At 71.4% G+C, this 20,052-nt stretch carries 19 protein-coding genes; 9 read left to right on the top strand and 10 right to left on the bottom strand.

What is annotated here, in order from left to right:
• The first annotated feature begins 19 nt into the window (after nucleotides 1–19).
• Nucleotides 20–1,579 carry an ATP-binding protein gene (locus ACIBLC_RS36325; protein WP_399215699.1) on the top strand — a complete coding sequence of 520 codons (1,560 nt, stop codon included), beginning with the start codon at nucleotides 20–22 and terminating at the stop codon, nucleotides 1,577–1,579.
• Nucleotides 1,580–1,660: 81 nt separating this feature from the next.
• On the opposite strand, the gene ACIBLC_RS36320 is transcribed toward ACIBLC_RS36325, so the two are convergent.
• Nucleotides 1,661–3,163 carry a PLP-dependent aminotransferase family protein gene (locus ACIBLC_RS36320; protein WP_399215698.1) on the bottom strand — a complete coding sequence of 501 codons (1,503 nt, stop codon included), beginning with the start codon at nucleotides 3,161–3,163 and terminating at the stop codon, nucleotides 1,661–1,663.
• Nucleotides 3,164–3,193: 30 nt separating this feature from the next.
• On the opposite strand from ACIBLC_RS36320, the gene ACIBLC_RS36315 reads away from it, so the two are divergent.
• From ACIBLC_RS36315 to ACIBLC_RS36300, 4 genes are all read left to right on the top strand, one after another.
• Nucleotides 3,194–3,940, top strand: coding sequence for a YitT family protein (locus ACIBLC_RS36315; RefSeq protein ID WP_399215697.1), 747 nt, complete (start codon nucleotides 3,194–3,196; stop codon nucleotides 3,938–3,940).
• A complete protein-coding gene (locus tag ACIBLC_RS36310) occupies nucleotides 3,937–4,704 on the top strand; it encodes a glycerophosphodiester phosphodiesterase (protein ID WP_399215696.1) in 768 nt (255 codons plus the stop codon). The genes ACIBLC_RS36315 and ACIBLC_RS36310 overlap by 4 nt, the downstream gene beginning before the upstream one ends.
• Nucleotides 4,705–4,746: 42 nt before the next feature.
• Nucleotides 4,747–6,096 carry an MFS transporter gene (locus ACIBLC_RS36305; RefSeq protein WP_399215695.1) on the top strand — a complete coding sequence of 450 codons (1,350 nt, stop codon included), beginning with the start codon at nucleotides 4,747–4,749 and terminating at the stop codon, nucleotides 6,094–6,096.
• A 253-nt stretch (nucleotides 6,097–6,349) separates the two neighbouring features.
• A complete protein-coding gene (locus tag ACIBLC_RS36300; RefSeq protein WP_164314920.1) occupies nucleotides 6,350–6,724 on the top strand; it encodes an RNA polymerase-binding protein RbpA in 375 nt (124 codons plus the stop codon).
• 167 nt (nucleotides 6,725–6,891) lie between these two features.
• On the opposite strand, the gene fxsA is transcribed toward ACIBLC_RS36300, so the two are convergent.
• The 4 genes from fxsA to ACIBLC_RS36280 form a co-directional block, all read right to left on the bottom strand.
• Nucleotides 6,892–7,467 (bottom strand): FxsA family membrane protein, encoded by a 576-nt coding sequence (fxsA, locus tag ACIBLC_RS36295; RefSeq protein ID WP_399215693.1) that lies wholly within the window; start codon nucleotides 7,465–7,467, stop codon nucleotides 6,892–6,894.
• A gap of 141 nt (nucleotides 7,468–7,608) precedes the next feature.
• Nucleotides 7,609–8,400 carry a polyprenol monophosphomannose synthase gene (locus tag ACIBLC_RS36290; protein WP_399215692.1) on the bottom strand — a complete coding sequence of 264 codons (792 nt, stop codon included), beginning with the start codon at nucleotides 8,398–8,400 and terminating at the stop codon, nucleotides 7,609–7,611.
• Nucleotides 8,401–8,942: 542 nt separating this feature from the next.
• On the bottom strand, nucleotides 8,943–10,556 hold the full coding sequence (locus ACIBLC_RS36285; RefSeq protein ID WP_399215691.1) for an amidohydrolase: 1,614 nt from the start codon (nucleotides 10,554–10,556) through the stop codon (nucleotides 8,943–8,945).
• 47 nt (nucleotides 10,557–10,603) lie between these two features.
• Nucleotides 10,604–11,044 (bottom strand): Lrp/AsnC family transcriptional regulator, encoded by a 441-nt coding sequence (locus ACIBLC_RS36280; protein WP_399215690.1) that lies wholly within the window; start codon nucleotides 11,042–11,044, stop codon nucleotides 10,604–10,606.
• 265 nt (nucleotides 11,045–11,309) lie between these two features.
• Between ACIBLC_RS36280 and ACIBLC_RS36275 the strand changes: the two genes are divergently transcribed.
• Nucleotides 11,310–11,747 carry a hypothetical protein gene (locus tag ACIBLC_RS36275; protein WP_399215688.1) on the top strand — a complete coding sequence of 146 codons (438 nt, stop codon included), beginning with the start codon at nucleotides 11,310–11,312 and terminating at the stop codon, nucleotides 11,745–11,747.
• A 32-nt stretch (nucleotides 11,748–11,779) separates the two neighbouring features.
• Here the strand turns inward: ACIBLC_RS36275 and ACIBLC_RS36270 are convergent, their stop codons facing one another.
• Together ACIBLC_RS36270 and ACIBLC_RS36265 are read right to left on the bottom strand one after the other, a co-directional pair.
• Nucleotides 11,780–12,874, bottom strand: a complete 1,095-nt coding sequence (locus tag ACIBLC_RS36270) for a phosphotransferase family protein (protein ID WP_399215687.1) — start codon at nucleotides 12,872–12,874, stop codon at nucleotides 11,780–11,782.
• 14 nt (nucleotides 12,875–12,888) lie between these two features.
• The gene (locus tag ACIBLC_RS36265) at nucleotides 12,889–14,133 is read right to left on the bottom strand and encodes a hypothetical protein (protein ID WP_399215686.1); all 1,245 of its coding nucleotides are present in this window, start codon (nucleotides 14,131–14,133) and stop codon (nucleotides 12,889–12,891) included.
• Nucleotides 14,134–14,332: 199 nt separating this feature from the next.
• Between ACIBLC_RS36265 and ACIBLC_RS36260 the strand changes: the two genes are divergently transcribed.
• Nucleotides 14,333–14,593, top strand: a complete 261-nt coding sequence (locus ACIBLC_RS36260) for a hypothetical protein (RefSeq protein WP_399215685.1) — start codon at nucleotides 14,333–14,335, stop codon at nucleotides 14,591–14,593.
• On the opposite strand, the gene ACIBLC_RS36255 is transcribed toward ACIBLC_RS36260, so the two are convergent.
• Entirely contained in the window at nucleotides 14,556–15,731 is a 1,176-nt protein-coding gene (locus ACIBLC_RS36255) for an acyl-CoA dehydrogenase family protein (protein WP_399215742.1), read from the bottom strand. The two genes, ACIBLC_RS36260 and ACIBLC_RS36255, sit on opposite strands and share 38 nt — an antisense overlap.
• A 347-nt stretch (nucleotides 15,732–16,078) precedes the next feature.
• On the opposite strand from ACIBLC_RS36255, the gene ACIBLC_RS36250 reads away from it, so the two are divergent.
• Nucleotides 16,079–17,344, top strand: a complete 1,266-nt coding sequence (locus ACIBLC_RS36250; RefSeq protein WP_399215683.1) for a glycoside hydrolase family 18 protein — start codon at nucleotides 16,079–16,081, stop codon at nucleotides 17,342–17,344.
• A gap of 51 nt (nucleotides 17,345–17,395) precedes the next feature.
• Here the strand turns inward: ACIBLC_RS36250 and ACIBLC_RS36245 are convergent, their stop codons facing one another.
• Nucleotides 17,396–18,061, bottom strand: a complete 666-nt coding sequence (locus ACIBLC_RS36245; protein ID WP_399215681.1) for a TetR/AcrR family transcriptional regulator — start codon at nucleotides 18,059–18,061, stop codon at nucleotides 17,396–17,398.
• 132 nt (nucleotides 18,062–18,193) lie between these two features.
• Nucleotides 18,194–18,469 (bottom strand): SCO1431 family membrane protein, encoded by a 276-nt coding sequence (locus ACIBLC_RS36240; RefSeq protein ID WP_399215680.1) that lies wholly within the window; start codon nucleotides 18,467–18,469, stop codon nucleotides 18,194–18,196.
• 86 nt (nucleotides 18,470–18,555) lie between these two features.
• On the opposite strand from ACIBLC_RS36240, the gene ACIBLC_RS36235 reads away from it, so the two are divergent.
• Entirely contained in the window at nucleotides 18,556–20,037 is a 1,482-nt protein-coding gene (locus ACIBLC_RS36235) for a M1 family metallopeptidase (RefSeq protein WP_399215678.1), read from the top strand.
• Nucleotides 20,038–20,052: the final 15 nt, after the last annotated feature.

Here is a 20,052-nt window from a genome sequence, read left to right as displayed (position 1 = left end):
GCACCATCAGGAGACAGCAGTGGCCCGGCGCCCTCTCCCCCGCATTCTGAGCAACGGCAGCGCAGAGATCGCCCGAAGCCGGGATCTGGCCCGGACGGCAGCCGACAGCGCCACCGACGTCCTCCACCCACTGATCACGATCACTCGTGGACTGCGCCGGCTGGCGGCTGCCGGACGGCGCAAGTGGGCCGAAACGCCCAAGGACCGTCGCGGGCCACTGCTGTTCCTGGTGGCCTCGGTGGTCCTGGTCGTGGCACTGGTGCCGTACGGACCGCTGCTCGCCGCCATCACGCTGATGGCGGCGGCAGCCTGGGCGGGCCGCGAACGCGTCGAGCCGGCGCCGACCGGCCCCGACGACTCACAGACCCAGCGACTCCAGTCCCTGTACGAGGCCCTGGTCCCGTACTTCTCCGCGGCCGAGGACCCCGCTCCCCTCTATGCGCACGGCGGCGACTGGGAGAAGGCCTTCGCCTCGTACGAATTCGACGACGACGGACGGGTGTCCCGGCTCCTGCTGCGCTACCCGGCGTACTTCACCGACGGTGAGGCGGAGTCCCGCGCGCGGATCGAGCAGCTCCTGCACGCCAAGTCCGGCCGTGGCCGCGAATACCACTTCGAGTGGGACGAGGAGGGCAACGAGCTGGGGATCACGGTCCTTCCGCCGCTACCCACGGACACCGCCGCCCAGCGGTTCGTGACGGCACCCGGCGAGACGGTCCTCGGCTTCACCGACCCGGCCGACGTCCAGCGCACGCTCCCCCTCACCTACGGCGAGGAACAGCGTGACGTCCCCCCGGTCGTCTGGCGCACCGGTGTCCGCTCCACCGAGCCCCACCTGCTGGTCGCGGGCGAGCCCGGCAGCGGCACCAGCACGCTGCTGCGCTCGATCGCCCTTCAGTGTCTCCAGTACGGCGATGTCGTGATCGTCGAGGGCGCCGGCACCGGCGAGTACGCGTGCCTGACGGGCCGCGAAGGTGTCCTGGCCGTCGAGTGCGGGCTCGCCGGGGCGCTCACCGCCCTGGAGTGGGCCGCCCACGAGACGGAGCGGCGCCTCATCGCCGCGAACCGCGCCCGGCAGGCCGGCCAGGCCGCGCCGGACGACACCAAGCACCCGTTGTGGATCCTGCTGGACCGACCGAGCGCCCTGGGGCACTTCGGCGCCGTGGACGGCCGCGACGACCCGCAGTCGCTCCTCCAGGTCCCCCTGCGCCATGGCCGCGCGGCCGGGGTCACGGTCGTCGTCGCCGAGCACTTCGAGAGCCTCGACTCCCTCAGCGACGCCGTCCGCCGGCACACCCGCGCGCGCGTGGTGCTCGGTCCCGCGTCCCCCGCCCAGCTGGAAGCGGTGCTCGGCGCGCCCCCGCACACCACTCCCACCCGCGACGTGCCACCCGGCCGGGGATACGCCCGCCTGGGTACCGGCCCCGTTCTGCGTCTCCAGGTCCCGGCCACCCCGGACCCCTACGACGACGCGACCAGTGAGGCCCACCGCAGGGCGGTCCTGGACCTCCTCCCGGCGCGGACGACTCCGGCGGAGGCGGAGCCCCTGCCCGTGGAGATCAGCCCGTCCGGCGTGTGAGGACCAGGCCGTTCGGGCCGAAAGCGGGGGCTGGTGGCAGCAGCCCCCAGGGACGGGCAGGGGCCGGCGCGGCGAGCTCCCCTAAGCCACGAACGTCCGAGGCGCCTCGCTCCCCCCACCGGCCCCCGTCTCCACCAGCCGCGCCGCCGCGGCCAGCCGCGCCGCCGCCTCCTCGGCCACCGCGCCGCCGACGGTGAACGGCAGCCGCACATACCCCTCGAAGGCACCGTCCACCCCGAACCGCGGCCCGGACGGCACGCGGACTCCCACCCGCTCGCCCATCTCGGCCAGCCGCGACCCCGACAGCCCGCCGGTCCGCACCCACAACGTGAGCCCGCCCCGCGGCACCGAGAACTCCCACTCGGGCAGCTCACGCCGTACGGCGGCGACAAGGGCGTCCCGGTTCTCCCGAGCCTGCGTCCGCCGGATCTCCACGGCCCGCTCCCAGCCACCGGTGCTGAGCAGCCAGTTCACGGCCAGTTGCTCCAGCACCGGCGTGCCCAGGTCGGCGTACGCGCGCGCGGCGACCAGGCTGCGGATCACGTCGGGAGCGGCCCGCACCCACCCGATCCGCATCCCCGCCCAGAAGGCCTTGCTGGCGGACCCGACCGTGATGACGGTGGACCCGGCGGGGTCGAAGCCGCACACGGGACGCGGCATGGCCGAGCCGTCGTCGTCCAGGTGGAGTTCGCTCATCGTCTCGTCCACGACGAGCACCGTCCCGGCGGACCGGGCCGCGTCCACCAGCACCCGCCGCTGGTCCTCGTCGGCGAGGGCGCCGGTCGGGTTGTGGAAGTCGGCCACGACGTACGCGAGTCGCGGTGCCGAGTCCCGCAGGACCTGGCGCCAGCGGTCCAGGTCCCACCCGGCGAGCCCGTCGGCCATGGCGACGGGCACCAGCCGGGCCCCCGCCTCGCGCATCAGCTGGAGGATGTTGGCGTACGAGGGCGACTCGACGGCGATCCGTTCGCCGCGCCCCGCGAAGAGATGACAGATCGCGTCGATCGCGCCCATCGCCCCGGTGGTCACCATGATCTGTTCTGGCATGGTCGGGATGCCGCGCGCGGTGTACCGCTCGGCGAGCATCGAGCGCAGCGCGGGCAGTCCGGCGGGGTAGTCGCCGTGGGTGTGCGCGTACGGCGGCAGTTCCTCCAGGGCGCCCTGGACGGCCCGGGTGAGCCACGGTTCGGGTGCGGGCAGCGCCGCGCAGCCGAGGTCGATCACGGATCCGAGGGCCTCCGGCGGCAGCGGCTCCAGTCCGCGCGCGGGCAGCGGATTCCCGGCGGGCACGGAGGTCCAACTGCCCGCTCCGCGGCGTGACTCGAGGAATCCCTCGGACCGGAGCGCCTCGTAGGCGGCGGCGACCGTCGTACGGCTGACGGACAGGGACAGCGCGAGCTCCCGCTCGGCGGGCAGCCGCGCGGCGACCGGCACGCGGCCCTCGAGCACCAGCAGCCGGACGCCGTCGGCGAGGGCGCGGTAGGCGGGCGGGCGGCGCGTGCCGGGCCCGGCGGGGCGCTCCTGCTGGGAGTTGAGGAGGCGGGCGAGCTGAGCGGCCCCCACCGCCGAAGTCCACTGCGTCATGATTCCCAGTCCACCTTCCCCGAATTGGCCATGGATACGATGACTTCTCAAGCCACAGAGTGTCATGCATCAGGCCACGACCACCACAGGGGGCTCCTCTTGTCCAGCCGCTCGGAGAACGGATCCAAGTCCGGACGGCGGCTCCCGCGCCGGCTCGTCCAGCTGTACGCCGGCCTGGTGCTGTACGGCGCGAGCTCGGCCATGCTGGTGCAGTCGGGCCTCGGGCTGGAGCCCTGGAACGTGCTGCACCAGGGTCTCGCCGAGCTGACCGGCCTGACCATCGGCGTGGTGTCGATCTTCGTGGGCGCGGCGGTGCTGCTCCTGTGGATCCCGCTCCGCCAGCGCCCGGGCCTGGGCACGGTCTCCAACGTCTTCGTCGTCGGCATCGCCATGGACGGCGCGCTTGCCCTGCTGCCCGAAGCGCACACCCTGGCCGTACGGATTCCCCTGCTCGTGGCGGGCATCGTGCTGAACGGCGCCGCGACCGGCCTCTACATCAGCGCGCGCTTCGGTCCGGGGCCGCGCGACGGCCTGATGACGGGACTGCACCAGCGCACGGGCCGCTCGATCCGGCTGATGCGTACGGTCGTCGAAGTGGCCGTCGTGGTGACCGGCTTCGCCCTCGGCGGGACGGTCGGCGTCGGCACCGTGCTGTACGCGGTCGCGATCGGCCCCCTCGCCCAGTTGTTCCTGCGCGTGTTCGCCGTTCCCACGGCACCGGGTGGCAGCACGGTGGTTGCCGCCGGTCAACCGGAGCGCGCCATACTGCCCGGGTGAGCACCCGTATACGCCACCCGTACCTCGACCACCCCGGCCCGATCGCCTTCGCACACCGTGGCGGGGCGGCGGACGGCCTGGAGAACACCCTGACCCAGTTCCGGCGGGCGGTGGAGACGGGCTACCGCTACATCGAGACGGACGTGCACGCGACGGCGGACGGCAAGCTCGTCGCCTTCCACGACTCGACCCTGGACCGGGTGACGGACGGGGCGGGCCGGATCGCGGACCTCCCGTGGGAGGACGTGCGCCACGCGCGCGTGGCGGGCAGGGAACCGGTGCCCCTCTTCGAGGAGTTGCTGGAAACCTTCCCCGGGGTGCGCTGGAACGTCGACATCAAGGCCGAACCCGCACTCCACCCCCTGCTCAACCTGATCGGCCGCACCAACTCCTGGGACCGCGTCTGCGTCGGCTCGTTCTCCGAGGCGCGCGTCTTCCGCGCCCAGCGGCTTGCCGGACCGCGCCTGGCCACCTCGTACGGCACCCGCGGCGTCCTGGGGCTCCGGCTGCGCTCGTACGGCATACCGGCGGCGGTGCGCGGTTCGGCGATCGCCGCCCAGGTGCCCGTGTCCCAGTCGGGCGTGCCCGTGGTCGACCGGCGCTTCCTGCGCGCAGCCCACGCGCGTGGGCTGCAGGTCCACGTGTGGACGGTCAACGACGCCGATCGGATGCACCGGCTCCTGGACCTGGGAGTCGATGGCATCATGACCGATCACATCGACACGCTGCGCGGGGTTCTGGAGGACCGGGGCACCTGGGTCTGAGCCCTGCGGCGCGGCTGGTTCACGGGGAAGCGAGGAGCACGGGTGGGCACTGACACCGTGCGGGCGGAGGCGGCCGACGAGGCTGTCGGGCGGCGGCGCGAGCAACACGGCTGGTACATGTACGACTGGGCTTGCTCTGTCTACTCGACGAGCGTGCTGACCGTGTTCCTCGGCCCCTATCTGACGTCGGTGGCCAAGGCGGCGGCGGACGCGGACGGCTTCGTCCATCCCCTGGGGATCCCCGTCCGAGCCGGCTCCTTCTTCGCGTACGCGGTCTCGGCGTCGGTCGTCCTGTCGATCGTCGTGATGCCGATGGCCGGTGCGGCGGCCGACCGCACGGGCCGCAAGAAGCCGCTGCTCGCGATCGCCGCCTACGTGGGCGCGGCGGCCACCACGGGCATGTTCTTCCTGGACGGCGACCGCTATCTGCTGGGCGGTCTCCTGCTGATCGTCGCCAACGCCTCGGTGGCCGTGTCGATGGTCCTCTACAACTCCTACCTCCCGCAGATCGCCCGGCCCGAGGAGCGTGACGCGGTCTCCTCGCGGGGCTGGGCCTTCGGCTACGCGGCGGGCGCACTCGTCCTGGTCGCGAACCTGATCCTGTTCACGGCCCACGACGGTTTCGGTGTCTCGGAGTCGACGGCGGTGCGGATCTGTCTCGCCTCGGCGGGTGTCTGGTGGGGCGCCTTCACCCTCGTACCGCTCAAGCGCCTGCGCGACCGCCGCACCGCAGCGGCCGGGACGGGTCCGACGCACGGATGGCGCCAGCTGGCGGCCACCGTGCGCGACATGCGCGGCAAACCGCTCACCCTCTCCTTCCTGCTCGCCTACCTCGTCTACAACGACGGAATCCAGACGGTCATCTCGCAGGCCTCGATCTACGGATCCGAGGAACTGGGCCTCGGCCAGTCGACTCTGATCGTCGCCGTTCTGCTGGTGCAGGTGCTGGCGGTCGGGGGCGCCCTGGGCATGGGCCGTCTGGCGCGCAGATACGGCGCGAAACGTACGATCCTCGGTTCGCTCGTCGCCTGGACCGTGACGCTCGGCGCCGGTTACTTCCTGCCCGCGGGAGCGCCCGTCTGGTTCTTCGTCCTGGCCGCCGGTATCGGGCTCGTCCTGGGCGGCAGCCAGGCGTTGTCGCGCTCCCTGTTCTCGCACCTCGTGCCGAGCGGCAAGGAGGCCGAGTACTTCTCCGCGTACGAGATGAGCGACCGCGGTATGAGCTGGCTGGGCCCTCTTCTCTTCGGCCTCACCTACCAGCTGACCGGAAGTTATCGGGACGCCATCATCTCGCTGGTGGCCTTCTTCGCCATCGGATTCGTCCTGCTCGCGAGGGTGCCGGTGCGGCAGGCGATACGCGACGCGGGAAATCCCGTACCCGACAGGATTTAGCGCCGGAGGCCAAAGGCCGGTAGTGTACGCGTTTGGCCTGCCAGGCGTACCGTTACTGCGTGTCAAGTTACTGAAACGCCGGGTCACATCTGCCCGCAGATGTGACAAAGCGGGCGCCTGTGGGTACAACAAGGGGCGGCTAGACGGCGACGCACGACCCAGAACGGGAATCTTTACCGCCGACCGGACGTTGACCGGATGACGACGACAGCGACACCTGTCCTGTGGGCGACAAGCCCGGGAGGCACGATTCATGAGTGAGCGAGCTCTTCGCGGTACGCGCCTCGTGGTGACAAGCTACGAGACGGACCGCGGCATCGACCTGGCCCCGCGCCAGGCCGTGGAGTACGCATGCGAGAAGGGACATCGCTTTGAGATGCCCTTCTCGGTGGAGGCGGAGATCCCGTCCGAGTGGGAGTGCAAGGTCTGCGGGGCCCAGGCACTCCTCGTGGACGGCGACGGCCCTGAGGAAAAGAAGGCCAAGCCCGCGCGTACGCATTGGGACATGCTGATGGAGCGACGCACCCGAGAGGAACTCGAAGAGGTCCTTGAGGAGCGTCTGGCGGTTCTGCGCTCCGGTGCGATGAACATCGCGGTTCATCCCCGGGACAGCCGCAAGTCCGCGTAACCCCTCCGGGGGTTGAGCGGCATACAACGCACGCACGCAGCCGCGGGCACCGTACCTGAGGGTACGGGGCCCGCGGCTTTGTGCGTTCCGGGGCACTCCAAGGGGCGTGACGGCTCCAGGAGTCCATAAAAACGGCCCCGGGCCCGCGTCGGTCCCGGGGCGCCTGATCAGCCGTTCAGCGGCGGGCGCGGCCCTGAGTCCCGGGGGCCCGTGTCGTCCCGGATGACCTCGCCCTGGACGACCTTGCCACCGGGGCGGTGCAGACGGGCCTGCTGGAAGGCGTCGCCCAGCGTGCCGGCGCCGGCCGCCGAGATCTTGCGTTCGAAGGTCCGCTCCGCATAGCGGCTGAGGGCCTTCTGGACCGGCGGGATCAGGAGGAGGAGGCCGACGGCGTCCGAGATCAGGCCGGGGATCATCATGAGGAGGCCGCCGAGCATCATCAGGCCGTTGCCGTCGCTCCTGCCCGTCCCGCTCGTGGGCGCCACCCCGCTCTGCTGCTGTTGCAGCGTCTCGCTGAGGTTGCGGAAGGCGCGGCGCCCGGCCCGCTTGATGACCACGGAGCCGAGGACGAAGCCCGCGATCAGCAGCAGGAGGACCGTGAAGCCGCTCGCCGCCCCCGCGACCACGGTCAGCAGCCAGATCTCCAGCACCAGCCACACGGCGATGCCGAGGGGCAGGAAGGTGCGCAGCCTCGAGCGCCGGGGGCGGGCGGGATACGTGGGAGTCGGAGCGCCAGTCGTCATGTTCCCAGTGTGCCTGGACACGGCTCAGTACGGGATAAGGGGATGATCAACAGAGCCTGTGGACCGAGGGCGGCAACTGGTGGCACCGGAGCAGTCGCGGCAGCCGTACGCCGGCCGGATCGCCGTCGGGTCCCAGGGACGTCAGAGGGACTTGCGCCCCGTGATCCGCCCGAGCCGCTCCCCCACACCCCATGTGGTGACCCGCCACAGGGCCTCCACCAGGATGTCCCGGCTCATCTTGGAGTCGCCGAGTTCCCGCTCCACGAAGGTGATCGGGACCTCGACCACGTGATAGCCCGCCCTCACGGCGCGCCGGGCCAGGTCGACCTGGAAGCAGTACCCCTGGGAGGCGACCTCGGTGAGACCGAGGCCTTCGAGGGTCTCGCGGCGGAAGGCGCGGTAGCCGCCCGTGACGTCGCGGATCGGCACGTCGAGCAGCACGCGGGAGTACAGACTGCCGCCGCGCGAGATGAACTCGCGGGACTTGGGCCAGTTCACGACCCGCCCGCCCGGCACCCAGCGCGAGCCGAGCACGAGGTCGGCGCCCTTGAGGGCGGTCAGCAGCCGGGGCAGTTCCTCGGGCTGGTGGGAGCCGTCGGCGTCCATCTCGACGAGTACGCCGTAGCCGTGCTCCATGCCCCAGCGGAAGCCCGCGAGGTAGGCGGCGCCCAGGCCTTCCTTGCCCTTGCGGTGCAGCACCTGGACCTGCTCGTCGCCGGCGGCCAGTTCGTCGGCCAGTTTGCCCGTGCCGTCCGGGCTGTTGTCGTCCGCCACCAGCACGTGCGCCTCGGGCACAGCGGTGCGCACCCGGCCGACGATCTTCTTGATGTTCTCCGCCTCGTTGTAGGTCGGGATGATCACCAAGGTCGTGCCGAGCGGGCCGAACTGTCTCCCCTGGGCTTCCGCCGCCAGGGTCCCGTCGCCGTCGTTCACTGCTGCCCCTTCGAGTACGTACGCAGGGGTCCACCATAGTGGCCGCAACCTGCACTGCCACGCCGTGGCGGCACTACGGGGGTGTCGATCGGCCAAGAGGCGGGTAGGACCAAACCCGCCCGGCGCAGCACGCGTGCTGCGGATCGGGGCCCGGCGCCCTTCGGGCCGACCAGGGACCCGCTGGCTGCGGGTCGACCGAAAGCCGTTGTCTACTGAACGTCCGGGCCCCACCCGGGTCACACCTGCCGACTTGTCGGAACGTTTCCCTCGCCTCTCGTTGCGCGAGCGCTGGGCCTGGCTCCCAGTGGTGGTGCGCCGGTGCGGCACATCACCCCTGACCCAGCGGCGCTTCGAGGCCGCGCGGAAATACCCCGGTCGGACGTCCGGTGGTGGACCCGGCCGAACCTACCCGTCACCTGCGGCCAGCTGTCAACAGTCGTTTGACCTGCACGTTTCCCCACAAGAGGCCGGTCGGTGCGGAGGATGCGCAGGTCGCGAGACGGGACGGCGGGCGGTGATCGGAGCCGCGCCACCCCGGCACATCACTCGTTAGGCCGTACGAATACGGTCCTGCCGCCCACCACGGTGCGCAGGCAGACCGGGAGGTCGTTCCCGGGGGTCAGATCCGGCAGCCCGGGGGTACCGGAGCGCGGGTCGGTCGACCAGCGCGCCACCCGGTCGTCGGGGGCCTGCACGACGAGGCCCCCGGCACGCCACACCGCGTAGTCCGCGGGTGCGCCCGGCACCAGGACACCCGCGTCGTCCCGTCCGACCGCCCGCCATCCGCCGCGCGTGTGCGCCGTGAACGCGGCGCGTACCGACACCCGGTGCTCGGCCGTGCGGTGGAAGGCCGCGGCGCGGACGGTGCCCCACGGGTCCAGGGGGGTGACGGGGCTGTCCGAGCCGAAGGCGAGCGGCACGCCGGTGCGCAGCAGGGCCGCGAACGGGTTGAGCGTGCGGGCCCGTTCGGCGCCCAGACGCCGGGCGTACATGCCGTCCTCGCCGCCCCACAGCGCGTCGAAGGCGGGCTGTACGGAGGCGGTGAGCCCCAGTTCGGCGAAGCCCGCGACGGTCTCGGGGGTGAGCATCTCGGCGTGCTCGACGCGGTGTCTGGCGGCGCGCACGCGGGCGAGGCCGACCTTCTCGGCGGCGGAACGCACGCCCTCGACCACGGACGCCACGGCGGCGTCCCCGATGGCGTGGAAGCCCGCCTGGAGGCCCGCCTCGGTGCACGCGACCACATGGGCGGCGACGGCCGCGGCGTCGAGGTAGGCGGCGCCGGTGTGGCCGGCGTCGGCGTACGGGTGGTCGAGGCAGGCGGTGTACGAGCCCAGGGAGCCGTCCACGAAGAGGTCGCCGGCGGCGCCGATCGCGCCCAGGGCACGCGCCTTGTCGACATCCTGTTCGGCCCAGTAGCCGACCACCCTGGGGCCGGGCTCCTCGGCGGCGAGCCGCAGCAGCGCGGTGAGGTCGTCCTCGGAGGAGATGTCCGGGCCCGCGCACTCGTGGACGGAGCCGATGCCGAGCGAGGCGGCGTGGGCGAGCGCGGCGCGCTGGGCCCGGGTGCGCTGTTCGCCGGTGACGGCGCCGAGGGCGGCCGCGCGGACGGCGTGGTGGGCGTCGCGGGTCAGCGGGCCGTCCTGGTATCCGGCGCGGTCGGTGACCCCCGGCACCAGGTCCAGGAGCGCGGTGGTGACGACGGCGGAGTGCACGTCGATGCGGGAGAGGTACAGCGGGCGCCCGCCGGCCGCCCGGTCGAGTTCGGCACGCGTCGGAGGACGTCCGCCGGGCCAACGGGCCGCGTCCCAGCCGTGGCCGAGGAGGACCTGGCCGGCGGGGCGGGAGGCTGCGAAGTCCTGTACGAGGGCGAGCGCCGCGTCCAGGGTGGGGGCGTCGGACAGGTCCAGGCCGGTGAGTGCGAGACCGGTGGCGGTCGTGTGCACGTGGGCGTCGGTGAACGCCGGGGTGACCAGGGAGCCTTCGAGGTCCACGACCTCGTCGACCCCGTCCGCGAAGGCGTCGGCCGCGCCTTCGGAGCCGACCCACGCGACCTGCCCGCGTTCGACGACCATCGCGGTGGCGAAGGGATCCGCGGGACTGTGGACTTCTCCACCGCGCAGCAGCACGGTGTCCGACGAGGCGGTGCTCTCACTCATGGGGAACAGTCTCGCCCCTGGTCACACGCCCCCGGCGCCGGGGGCCGTCAGATCCGCGGCGGCCGCGCCTCGTACGGCGTCGACAGCACGACCGTCGTCCGCGTCGACACTCCCGCGAGGCCGCGCAGCCGGGCGAGGAGCTCCTCCAGTTCGTGCGGGGTGGAGACCCGCACCTTGAGGATGTAGTTCTCGTCGCCCGCGACGCTGTGGCAGGCCTCGATCTCGGGGACGTCGGCCAGGCGTTCCGCGATGTCGTCGGGGGCGCTTGGGTCGAAGGGCTTCACCGAGATGAAGGCGGTGAGCGGCAGCCCGACGGACTCCGGGTCGACCACCGCGGCATAACCGCGGATGACGCCGCGCTGCTCCAGCCGGCGTACCCGCTGGTGCACGGCAGACGTGGACAGGCCCGTGGCCTTGCCCAGGTCGGTGTAACTCATCCGCCCGTCCGCGACGAGCAGCTGCACGATCTGTCGGTCCAGCTCCTCCATGGCGCTGAACCTACAGGGCCCTTGATCCCGCCCGATACCTGAGCGGCGCAGGTCATACCCGGTTCGTGATGTGACAAGGTACGAGCGGTGCGCCGGCCGGGGACAAAACCGCCGGGCCGGGCACCTGCGGGCGGCATGTGACGAACGCCACATACTTGGAACCGGGTGCGTGATGTTCTCGTGATTACCGCAGAGACGGGACGGGAAGTGCTTGCTGTGGTCGAGGTCGCAGTGCCTTGTCGGCCCACCCGAGGGGGAGAAGCCCATGCAGAGTCTTAAGCGCCCTGGTCGTACCGCACCCAAGCGGCAGCAGCCGGTCGTCGACCCCGAGCCGGAGGGCGTCGAATCGGACGCCCTGGACGGTGAGGAGTTCGACGCGTACGACACCTTCGAGATGTACCGGGTGATCTGCCCGGACTGCGCGCAGCCCATCGCGCTGCTGGCGGACGAGGAAGTCCTGCCCGAGCACGCGCTGTGCGCCTCCCCGTGGAACCCGTTCGGGCTCACGGTCTGCACCGGCACGGGCCGGGCCGCGGACGACGCACAGCCCGCGGACGACACCACGGAACTCCAGGAGCAGGACACGGCACTGCTGTTGACGCTCCCTCAGGGTCTCGACTGGCGGACCCAGCCGTTCTCGCACGTCGGTGGTGCGAGCTCGCGCCCGATCCGGGTGCCCGAGATGCGCCGCCTGGCCGCCTGACCGTCCTCGCGTGTTCCGCGACTGACGCCTCGTCAATCCCAGTAGCTGCCCTGCACCATGGCACGCAGGCTGTCGTGGTGCAGGATCAGTGTGTCCGGATCCGGGGGGACGGCGATCTCGCCGAAGTGCACCTGACGGTAGGCGATGCGCAGCATCACGATGGCGTGCCGCAGGGCGGCGTACAGCGTGTAGAAGTCCATGTCCCGCGGTGTGTGGCCGGTGAGTTCGGCGTAGCGCCGCTCCACCCGGTCGCGGCGCAGGAAGCCGGGCAGCCCCTGCTGGCCGAAGCCCACGGTGAGGTCCTGGAAGAAACGGTGCAGATAGACGGTCCAACCGAGGTCGACCTCGCGCGGGGCCTGCGCGGCCATCTCCCAGTCGAGGACGGCGGCGGGTTCGAAACCGTCGTAGATGACGTTCCCGATGCGCGCGTCGCCCCAGTTGAGGACCGCCTCGCCCTCGTCGCGCGGCCACAGGTCGCCCAGGCGGTCGAAGGCGCCCTCGATGAGGGGCGAGCATGACAGTCCGTCAACGACCCATGCGTAGTAGTCACGTTGGGTCTCGACATGGCGGCTCAATGGGCTGCCGTCGCCCACGTAGGACAGGAAGTCCGCCTCCTTCAACGGCACTTGGTCGTGCAGCCGTGCCAGGAGTCCGATGGACGCCGCCTCCAGGCGCTCGCGCTCCTCGTCGCTCGCCGAGTGCAGCCAATTCCCCTCGTAGGTATAGGGCATGACGTCCGGGGGCACGCGTCCGGCGACTCGCTCCATGACGAAGAACGGCGCCCCGAGCGGTCCGGCGTCCTCCTCCAGCCACAGCACGTGCGGCACCGGCAGATCGGTGTGCTCGGCGACCACGCGCATCGTGCGGTACTGCCGGGGAATGTCGTAGACGGGGAAGACGGTGTACGCCGCCGGGTCCGCCGCCAGTCTCAACGCGCATGCGCGCAGCGGTGGTTCGGGGTGCTCGATGTCGAAGAGCAGGGTTTCGCTGGACAGGCCGTTGGACTCGGGGACGGAGACGTTCACCGCCCTGGCGCCGGGGAGGCGGGCGGCGAGCCAGCCGGTCAGCCGTCCGGTCAGCTCCTGGACGTCGCGTGTCGTCGTGCGCGGGCGGGGTGCCGTGGCCATCTCGCCGCCCCCCTTCAGCCCGCGACCGCGTCGAATCCGGCGAAGCCGCTGGGATCGTGGCGGCCGAACGAGCCGTGCTCGAAGATGCCGTGCCCGACCTGGCCGTCCAGCGTGAAGCGTGCGGCGTGGTCGATCACCCCGTACGCGGCGAGGGGATGGGCCGCCGGGCCGGAGAGGTCGTAGACGCGGCGGTCGGTCCAGCCGTGGCCGCGCCAGGTGCCGTGCTGCCAGTCGTCGGCGGGCGGATAGCCGGCGCCGACGGCCAGCGGGGAGGAGGTGAGCACCTCCACGGCCAGTTCCGTGGGCTTGCGGTCCGCCGGACTCGCGAGGTGGATGACGGCGGACGTGGGGTGACGGGTGCCGGGCCGGTAGCTGATGTCGGCCTGGGGCCAGCCGAGTTGGAGGTCCCGGTGCCCTTCGCGCACGAGGGTCGCGTCATTGAGGGTGCGGTGACCGTCGGCGTCCTCCTGGATGACGACCATCAGGAACCGGTCCTCGAAGCGGACCGGGCACCAGACCCAGTGGAACCCCTCGGTCGGGTGCTCCTCGGCCAGACGTCCGCCCTCCTCGCCCGGGACGGGACGGACACCCCAGCTGCGGTCGCGGGTGCCGGTCCACTCGCCCGCCAGGACGGGGGTCTCCTTCCCGCCGACGCGGATCACGCCCTCCACGCTGCCCGCCTGCACGAAGCGTCGCCCTTCCAGCGTGAGCCGGCCGCCGCGGCGCTGGATGTGGTGCGGCTCCCACAGGGCCGGGAAGTCGGCGGTCCAGGTGAGGTCGTACGACAGGGAGTCCGACGGAGATTCCGGCCCGGGATCCGGGCGGGCGGCCGGCCCGGGATCCGGCGGGGAGTCCGACGGGGAGCGCTGCACGGAGCCGGGCGAAGAGCCCAGCAGGGACCCCGCAGGGGACGCCGGCACGGACTCGCTGTCCAGTTGGAGCCTCAGCCGCCGCAGCGGCTCCTCCACCGTGATCCGCAGCGGCCCCACCGCGAGCTTCATGCGGTCGTCGCCGAGCGCGTCCGACGCCCGTACCGCGTGCAGTCGGTCCCCGTCCCGCAGGGTGGCGTACGCGTCGATCACCCCGAGGTTCGGATACACCCCGAGCCCCACGATCAGGAGCATCCGCCCCCGGTGGTCGAAGACGTGGAAGATGCAGCGGTCGTAGGCGTTCCGGTCCCCGGTCGCGACATGCTTCATGGACAGGGGCACCTGGTGCACGGGGTACTCGTCGAGGGCAACGGGGCGGTCGTCGGGCACGGCAGGCCTCCCTGGGCGCGCGGCAGTTGACGTCGCCCGCAGGGGTACGACCCCCGGCGGCGCAGTTGACGCTACGTCAGTTGGACGCCATGGGCCAGGTGTCGCGCCGCGAACCCGGAGCCCCGTCCGGGCCCGCCGCGAACTCACTCTCGATTCGGGGGGTCGGTGACCTGCCCGCCCACCCGGGCGTTGCCCCGGTATGACCCCCACATATTCACCGACCGGGCGTCGGCGCAGAACCGGCGCACCGGCTCCCGCAGAATCGGTTCGGCAGCCGGTTCAGGCGGCGCCGCTCCAGGATCCACCCATCTACCGCGCCCTCATCCGCACCTGGGCCGATCGCGGCCGCACCCTGCCGGGGCGCCACGACCCGGAGTGGGTCCGGCTGGTGTCGCCCTCGACGATGTACGGCCACGGGCAGTTCAGCGTGATTCCGGACCCGCGAGGTGACGGGCGATGACCATCCGCTGGATCTGATTGGTGCCCTCGACGATCTGGAGGACCTTGGCCTCGCGCAGATAGCGCTCGACGGGGAAGTCGGCGGTGTAGCCGTACCCGCCGAGAACCTGGACGGCGTCCGTGGTGACCTTCATCGCGGCGTCCGTGCACAGGAGTTTGGCCATGGCCGCCTGCTTGGAGAACGGCCGGCCCGCGTCGCGCAGCCGGGCGGCGGCGAGGTAGAGCGCCCGGCCCGCCTCGATCTGCGTCGCCATGTCCGCGAGCATGAAGCGCAGTCCCTGGAAGTCCGAGATCGGCCGCCCGAACTGCTGCCTGCCGGTGGCGTAGGCCACTGCCTGGTCGAGGGCCGCCTGGGCCACGCCGATCGCGCAGGCCGCGATGCCAAGCCGCCCGGAGTCCAGCGCGGACAGGGCGATCGCGAAACCCTGGCCCTCCTCGCCGATCCGCCGGTCGTCGGACACCCGTACGCCGTCGAAGTGGACCTGCGCGGTGGGCGAACCCTTCATGCCCATCTTCTTCTCGGGCGGCCCGGCGTTCACGCCCTCCGCGTCACCGGGCACCAGGAAGGCCGTGATGCCCCGGGCGCCCTCGCCGCCGCTGCGCGCGAGCACGGTGTAGAAGTCGGCCACTCCGCCGTGGGTGATCCAGGCCTTGGTGCCCGTGATCGCCCAGTCCCCCCCATCGTCCCGAACGGCTTTCGTACGGAGGGACGCGGCGTCCGAGCCCGAGGACGGTTCGGAGAGGCAGTACGCGCCGAGGAGATCGCCGCCCAGCATCGCGGGCAGGTGCTCGGCACGCTGCTCCTTGGTGCCGTAGTTCGCGAGGGCGTGGCAGGCGAGGGAGTGCACGCTGACGCCGAGGCCGATGGTGAGGCGGGCCGCCGCGAGCTCTTCGAGTGCCTGGAGGTAGACCTCGTACGGCTGGTCGCCGCCGCCGTACTCGGAGTCGTAGGGCAGTCCGAGCAGTCCCGACTCGGACAGCAGGCGGAAGACATCGCGCGGGAAGTGCCCGGCGTCCTCCTGCTCGGCCGCCTGCGGGGCGATCTCGCGCTGCGCGATGTCGCGGACGAGCGAGATCAGATCCCGGGCCTCGTCCGTGGGCAGCTGACGGTCAACCGGCTGCGGGGCGCGGTCGGGCATGGCGACGCTCTCCTCCCTGTTGGGCACTGGCGGACGCTCACCTTGGGTGGGATGGCTCCCGCGGGTCTCACGTGCTCCGGCCGATGCTGCCGTCCCGGGTTACGGAAGGGGCTGATCAGCGGCGGTGGCGCTGTGAGTATGCCCGATCGGCGGCATCCAGTCACCAGTTAACGACCGCTTACTAAAAGAAAGGGAAATTGGTCCGAACCATTGACGCACTGGTCTAGTCCTCCTAGGGTTCCCTTCACGCCTCACCGCGTTCATGCCAAGTGGGCATGCGTGCCCGCGGCGATCAGCAGGTCCCAGCACCCTCCCCCAGGACTCCCCTCCCCCACGAGGAGACACCGATGCGCAGACCGCACCTTCCCCGCGCCCCCTTCCGGGCGCTCCTGTCCGCCGCCTGTTGCGCCGTTCTCGGCGCGGGCCTCCTGGCGGGCGCGACCACCGCCACGGCCAAGCCGGCCCCCGCCGCGGCGGAATCCCCGGCCGGCACCGCCCAGGCCGCCGCGGCCGGTTCCAAGGTCGTGGGCTACTTCACCGAATGGGGCACCTACGACCGGAAGTACTTCGTCAAGAACATCGAGACCTCCGGCTCGGGCGCCAAACTCACCCACATCAACTACGCCTTCGGCAACGTGACCGGCGGCAAGTGCGCGATGGGCGACGCGTACGCGGCGACCGACCGGACGTACACCGCGGCCGAGTCCGTGGACGGCGTCGCCGACACCTGGGACCAGCCGCTGCGCGGCAACTTCAACCAGCTCCGCGAGCTGAAGAAGAAGCACCCCAACCTCAAGGTCCTCTGGTCCTTCGGTGGCTGGACCTGGTCCGGCGGCTTCGGCGCGGCCGCCGCGAACCCGGCCGCGTTCGCCCAGTCCTGCTACGACCTGGTCGAGAACTCCAAGTGGGCGGATGTCTTCGACGGCATCGACATCGACTGGGAGTACCCCAACTCGTGCGGTCTCAACTGTGACACCAGCGGCAGGGACGCCTACAAGAACCTGATGGCGGCGCTGCGCGCCAAGTTCGGCACCGGCAATCTCGTCACCTCGGCGATCACGGCCGACGCCACCAGCGGCGGCAAGATCGACGCGGCGAACTACGCGGGCGCCGCACAGTACGTCGACTGGTACAACCCGATGACGTACGACTTCTTCGGCGCCTGGGACGCGGCGGGACCGACGGCTCCGCACTCGCCGCTGACCTCGTACTCCGGTATACCGCGGGCCGGTTACTACACCGACGCGACGATCGCGAAGCTCAAGGGCCTCGGCATCCCGGCCTCGAAGCTGTTGCTGGGCATCGGCTTCTACGGGCGCGGCTGGACCGGCGTCACCCAGGCGGCGCCCGGCGGCACCGCGACCGGCGCGGCGGCGGGTACGTACGAGGCGGGCATCGAGGACTACAAGGTGCTCAAGACGAAGTGCCCGGCGACGGGTACGGTCGCCGGCACGGCGTACGCCAAGTGCGGTACGAACTGGTGGAGTTACGACACCCCGTCGACCATCTCGAGCAAGATGGCGTACAAGAACGCGCAGGGCCTGGGAGGCACCTTCTTCTGGGAGCTGAGCGGTGACACCACGAACGGCGAACTGATCAGGTCGATCAACTAGCCTCACGAGGCTGTCACTCGAGGCGGGAGTCCGGCGGCTCCCGCCTCTTGCTCAGGTGTCCCGGCGTGCGGGTGGCGGGGCCGCGTACGAGGGATCCAGCTCCTCGACGGCCCGCATGGCACCACCCAGCATCTTCACCAACAGCTCGCGCATGGTGTCGCGCGGCAGCACCTGGTCCTGGTGGGCGATCCAGTCGAGGGTCGCCCCCTCGACGCTGTAGAGCCAGCCGAGCAGGGCCATTCGCGGCAGCGGCGCGATCTTGCGCCGCCCGTACGCCCCTTCGGCGATGGTCTCGACGATGACCTCGCGTACGCCGTCCCGGATGGCGTGCACCTCGGCGTCGAAGCCGACTCCGCCGCTGATGATCGTGCGGTACGCGGACTGGTTGTGCTCGGCGTAGCGCAGGTAGCCGTCGATGGTGCGGTGCACCCGCTGCGCCGGGGGGAGTTCGAGGCCGCTCGCCGCCCGGGAGACCAGTTCGGTCACCGAGTCCTCGATGATCGCGAGGTAGTAGCCGCGCTTGGACTTGAAGTAGTAGTAGATCAGCCCCTTGGCGACATGCGCGTGCCGCGCGATGTCGTCCATCGACAGCGCGTCGTAGGACGTGTCGGCGAACAACTTCCGCCCGATGACGATGAGTTCGGCGCGGCGCGCCAGTGAGCGATCGGTGCCGCGAGCCCGGAGAGGCTCGACGGCACGCTGTTGACTGCTATTCAATTTCGGTCCTGGTCTCCGGCTGCCGACGGGACATCCCGCAGTATGGCAGACAGGCACCACCTGCTCGTTCGGCCTTCGTCAACCGCGACGGGCGTCCGCCGGGGCGCCGGCGGGAGCGTCCGCCGCATCAGCTCACAGCAGGCCGAGCTGGGTGACGAGCATGGCAAGCACCAGGACGAACGTCCAGCCCGCGACGTGTTCCAGAATCCTGGGGCCGTCGTCCTCGGGACCGCCGGTACGGGCGCGGACTCGGGTGGCGGTGGCTGAGGTCGCGGTCATGGCATCTCGCTGACGTAGTGGTGCGGTGGACTCCCCCGCCTCCCGTCGGCTCCCCACCGACTCGACCACTTTGCCACCGGAAACGGCTTCGGCGGTGGAGACCTTGGTCACGCCGGACACTTCGATCACCTTCGAAAGCCTCTGCCTCCCGCAACGGTGCCCACGGGGTGTGCGTCTCCTCACAGGCCAGTGATCAGCCGACCGAAAGGCGCTCGATGGTTACTTTCCGGACGCCACGCCGCCACGCCCGCCTCGTCCTCGCGACCGCGATCACCGTGGCCGCCGCCTTGACGGGCCCGGTCTCACAAGCCGCTGCCACCGGTTCCGGCGCCCCGTCCCCCGGCGCGGCAGGGCTCGGCGACCCGGTCTTCCCGCTCGACGGCAACGGCGGCTACCAGGTGAGCCGCTACACCCTCGACTTCGACTGGCAGGCGCCGAGGACACCCTTCGAGGCCTCGACGACCATCAGGGCCACCGCTACGCAGTCGCTGTCCCGCTTCAACCTGGACTTCGCGGGCAACACCCTGCACACGGTGACCGTGAACGGCCGGACAGCCACGACCGTGCGCGACGGTGACGAACTGGTCGTCACACCCGCGAACGCCCTCGCCCGGGGCAAGGCCTTCACGGTCAAGGTCACCGACACCGCCGACCCGAACCAGATCCGCCACCGCGACGACGCCATCGAGGACTACGGCTGGATTCCGACGCCCGACGGCACGGTGCTCTATCCGCAGCCCGACGGCGCCAAGATGATCTTCCCGTCGAACGACCACCCGAGCAGGCGGGCGCCGATCACCTTCCGTGTCACAACCCCGGCCGGCCTCTCCGCCGTGGCCAACGGCAGACTCACCGACCGCACCGAGCGGGCCGACGGGCGGGTGCGGTGGACGTACGACTCCGAGCAGCCGGTGGCGGCGCAGCTCGCGCAGCTGGCGATCGGCAGGTTCACCTTCGTCGACAGCACCGGCCCGCGCGGGCTGCCGATCCGCGATGTGGTCCCGGACGGCCTGGTGGCGCCGACCGAGCAGTACCGCAAGCTCACCGCGGACCACATCGCCTGGCTGGAGGAGCGGCTCGGCCCCTACCCGTTCAACCGGTACGGCGTCCTCGTCGGCGACACCGACCTGGCCGTCGCCCTGGAGACGCAGACGCTCTCCCTGGTCCCGAAGGCCGACCTCCTGGGCGACCGGGTGACCGCCGAACGGAACCTGGTGCACGAGCTCGCCCACCAGTGGACCGGCGACAGCGTGGGCATGGAGACCTGGTCCGACCTGTGGCTGAGCGAGGGCCACGCACGTTTCTACGAGCGGCTGTACTCGGAGGAGCACGGCGGCGTGAGCTTCGAGGGCACCATGAAGACCGCGTACGAGAGCCATGACCAGTGGCGCCACGACTACGGAGCCCCGGCCGAGCCGACCGAGCCGAACCTCTTCAAGCGGATGCGGTACGACGGTTCGACGCTCGTCCTCTACGCGCTGCGCGAGCGGGTCGGCCCGCGGACCTTCGGGAAGATCGAGCGCGCCTGGGTCACCGAGTACCGCGGGATGACGGCGAGTACGCGGGACTTCGTCGGCCTGGCCTCGAAGGTCGCGGGCGAGGACCTGGCCGGCTTCCTGCACCCGTGGCTGTACGGCGCGAGGACGCCGCCGATGCCCGACCACCCCGACTGGGTGGTCGGTCCGGTCCAGGGCTGAGCAAGCGGGCGGCCC

Source organism: Streptomyces sp. NPDC050535 (assembly GCF_044457665.1).
Lineage (GTDB): Bacteria > Actinomycetota > Actinomycetes > Streptomycetales > Streptomycetaceae > Streptomyces.
Note: the sequence above shows the minus strand (reverse complement) of the source record. Positions and strands in the feature narration are given on the sequence as shown.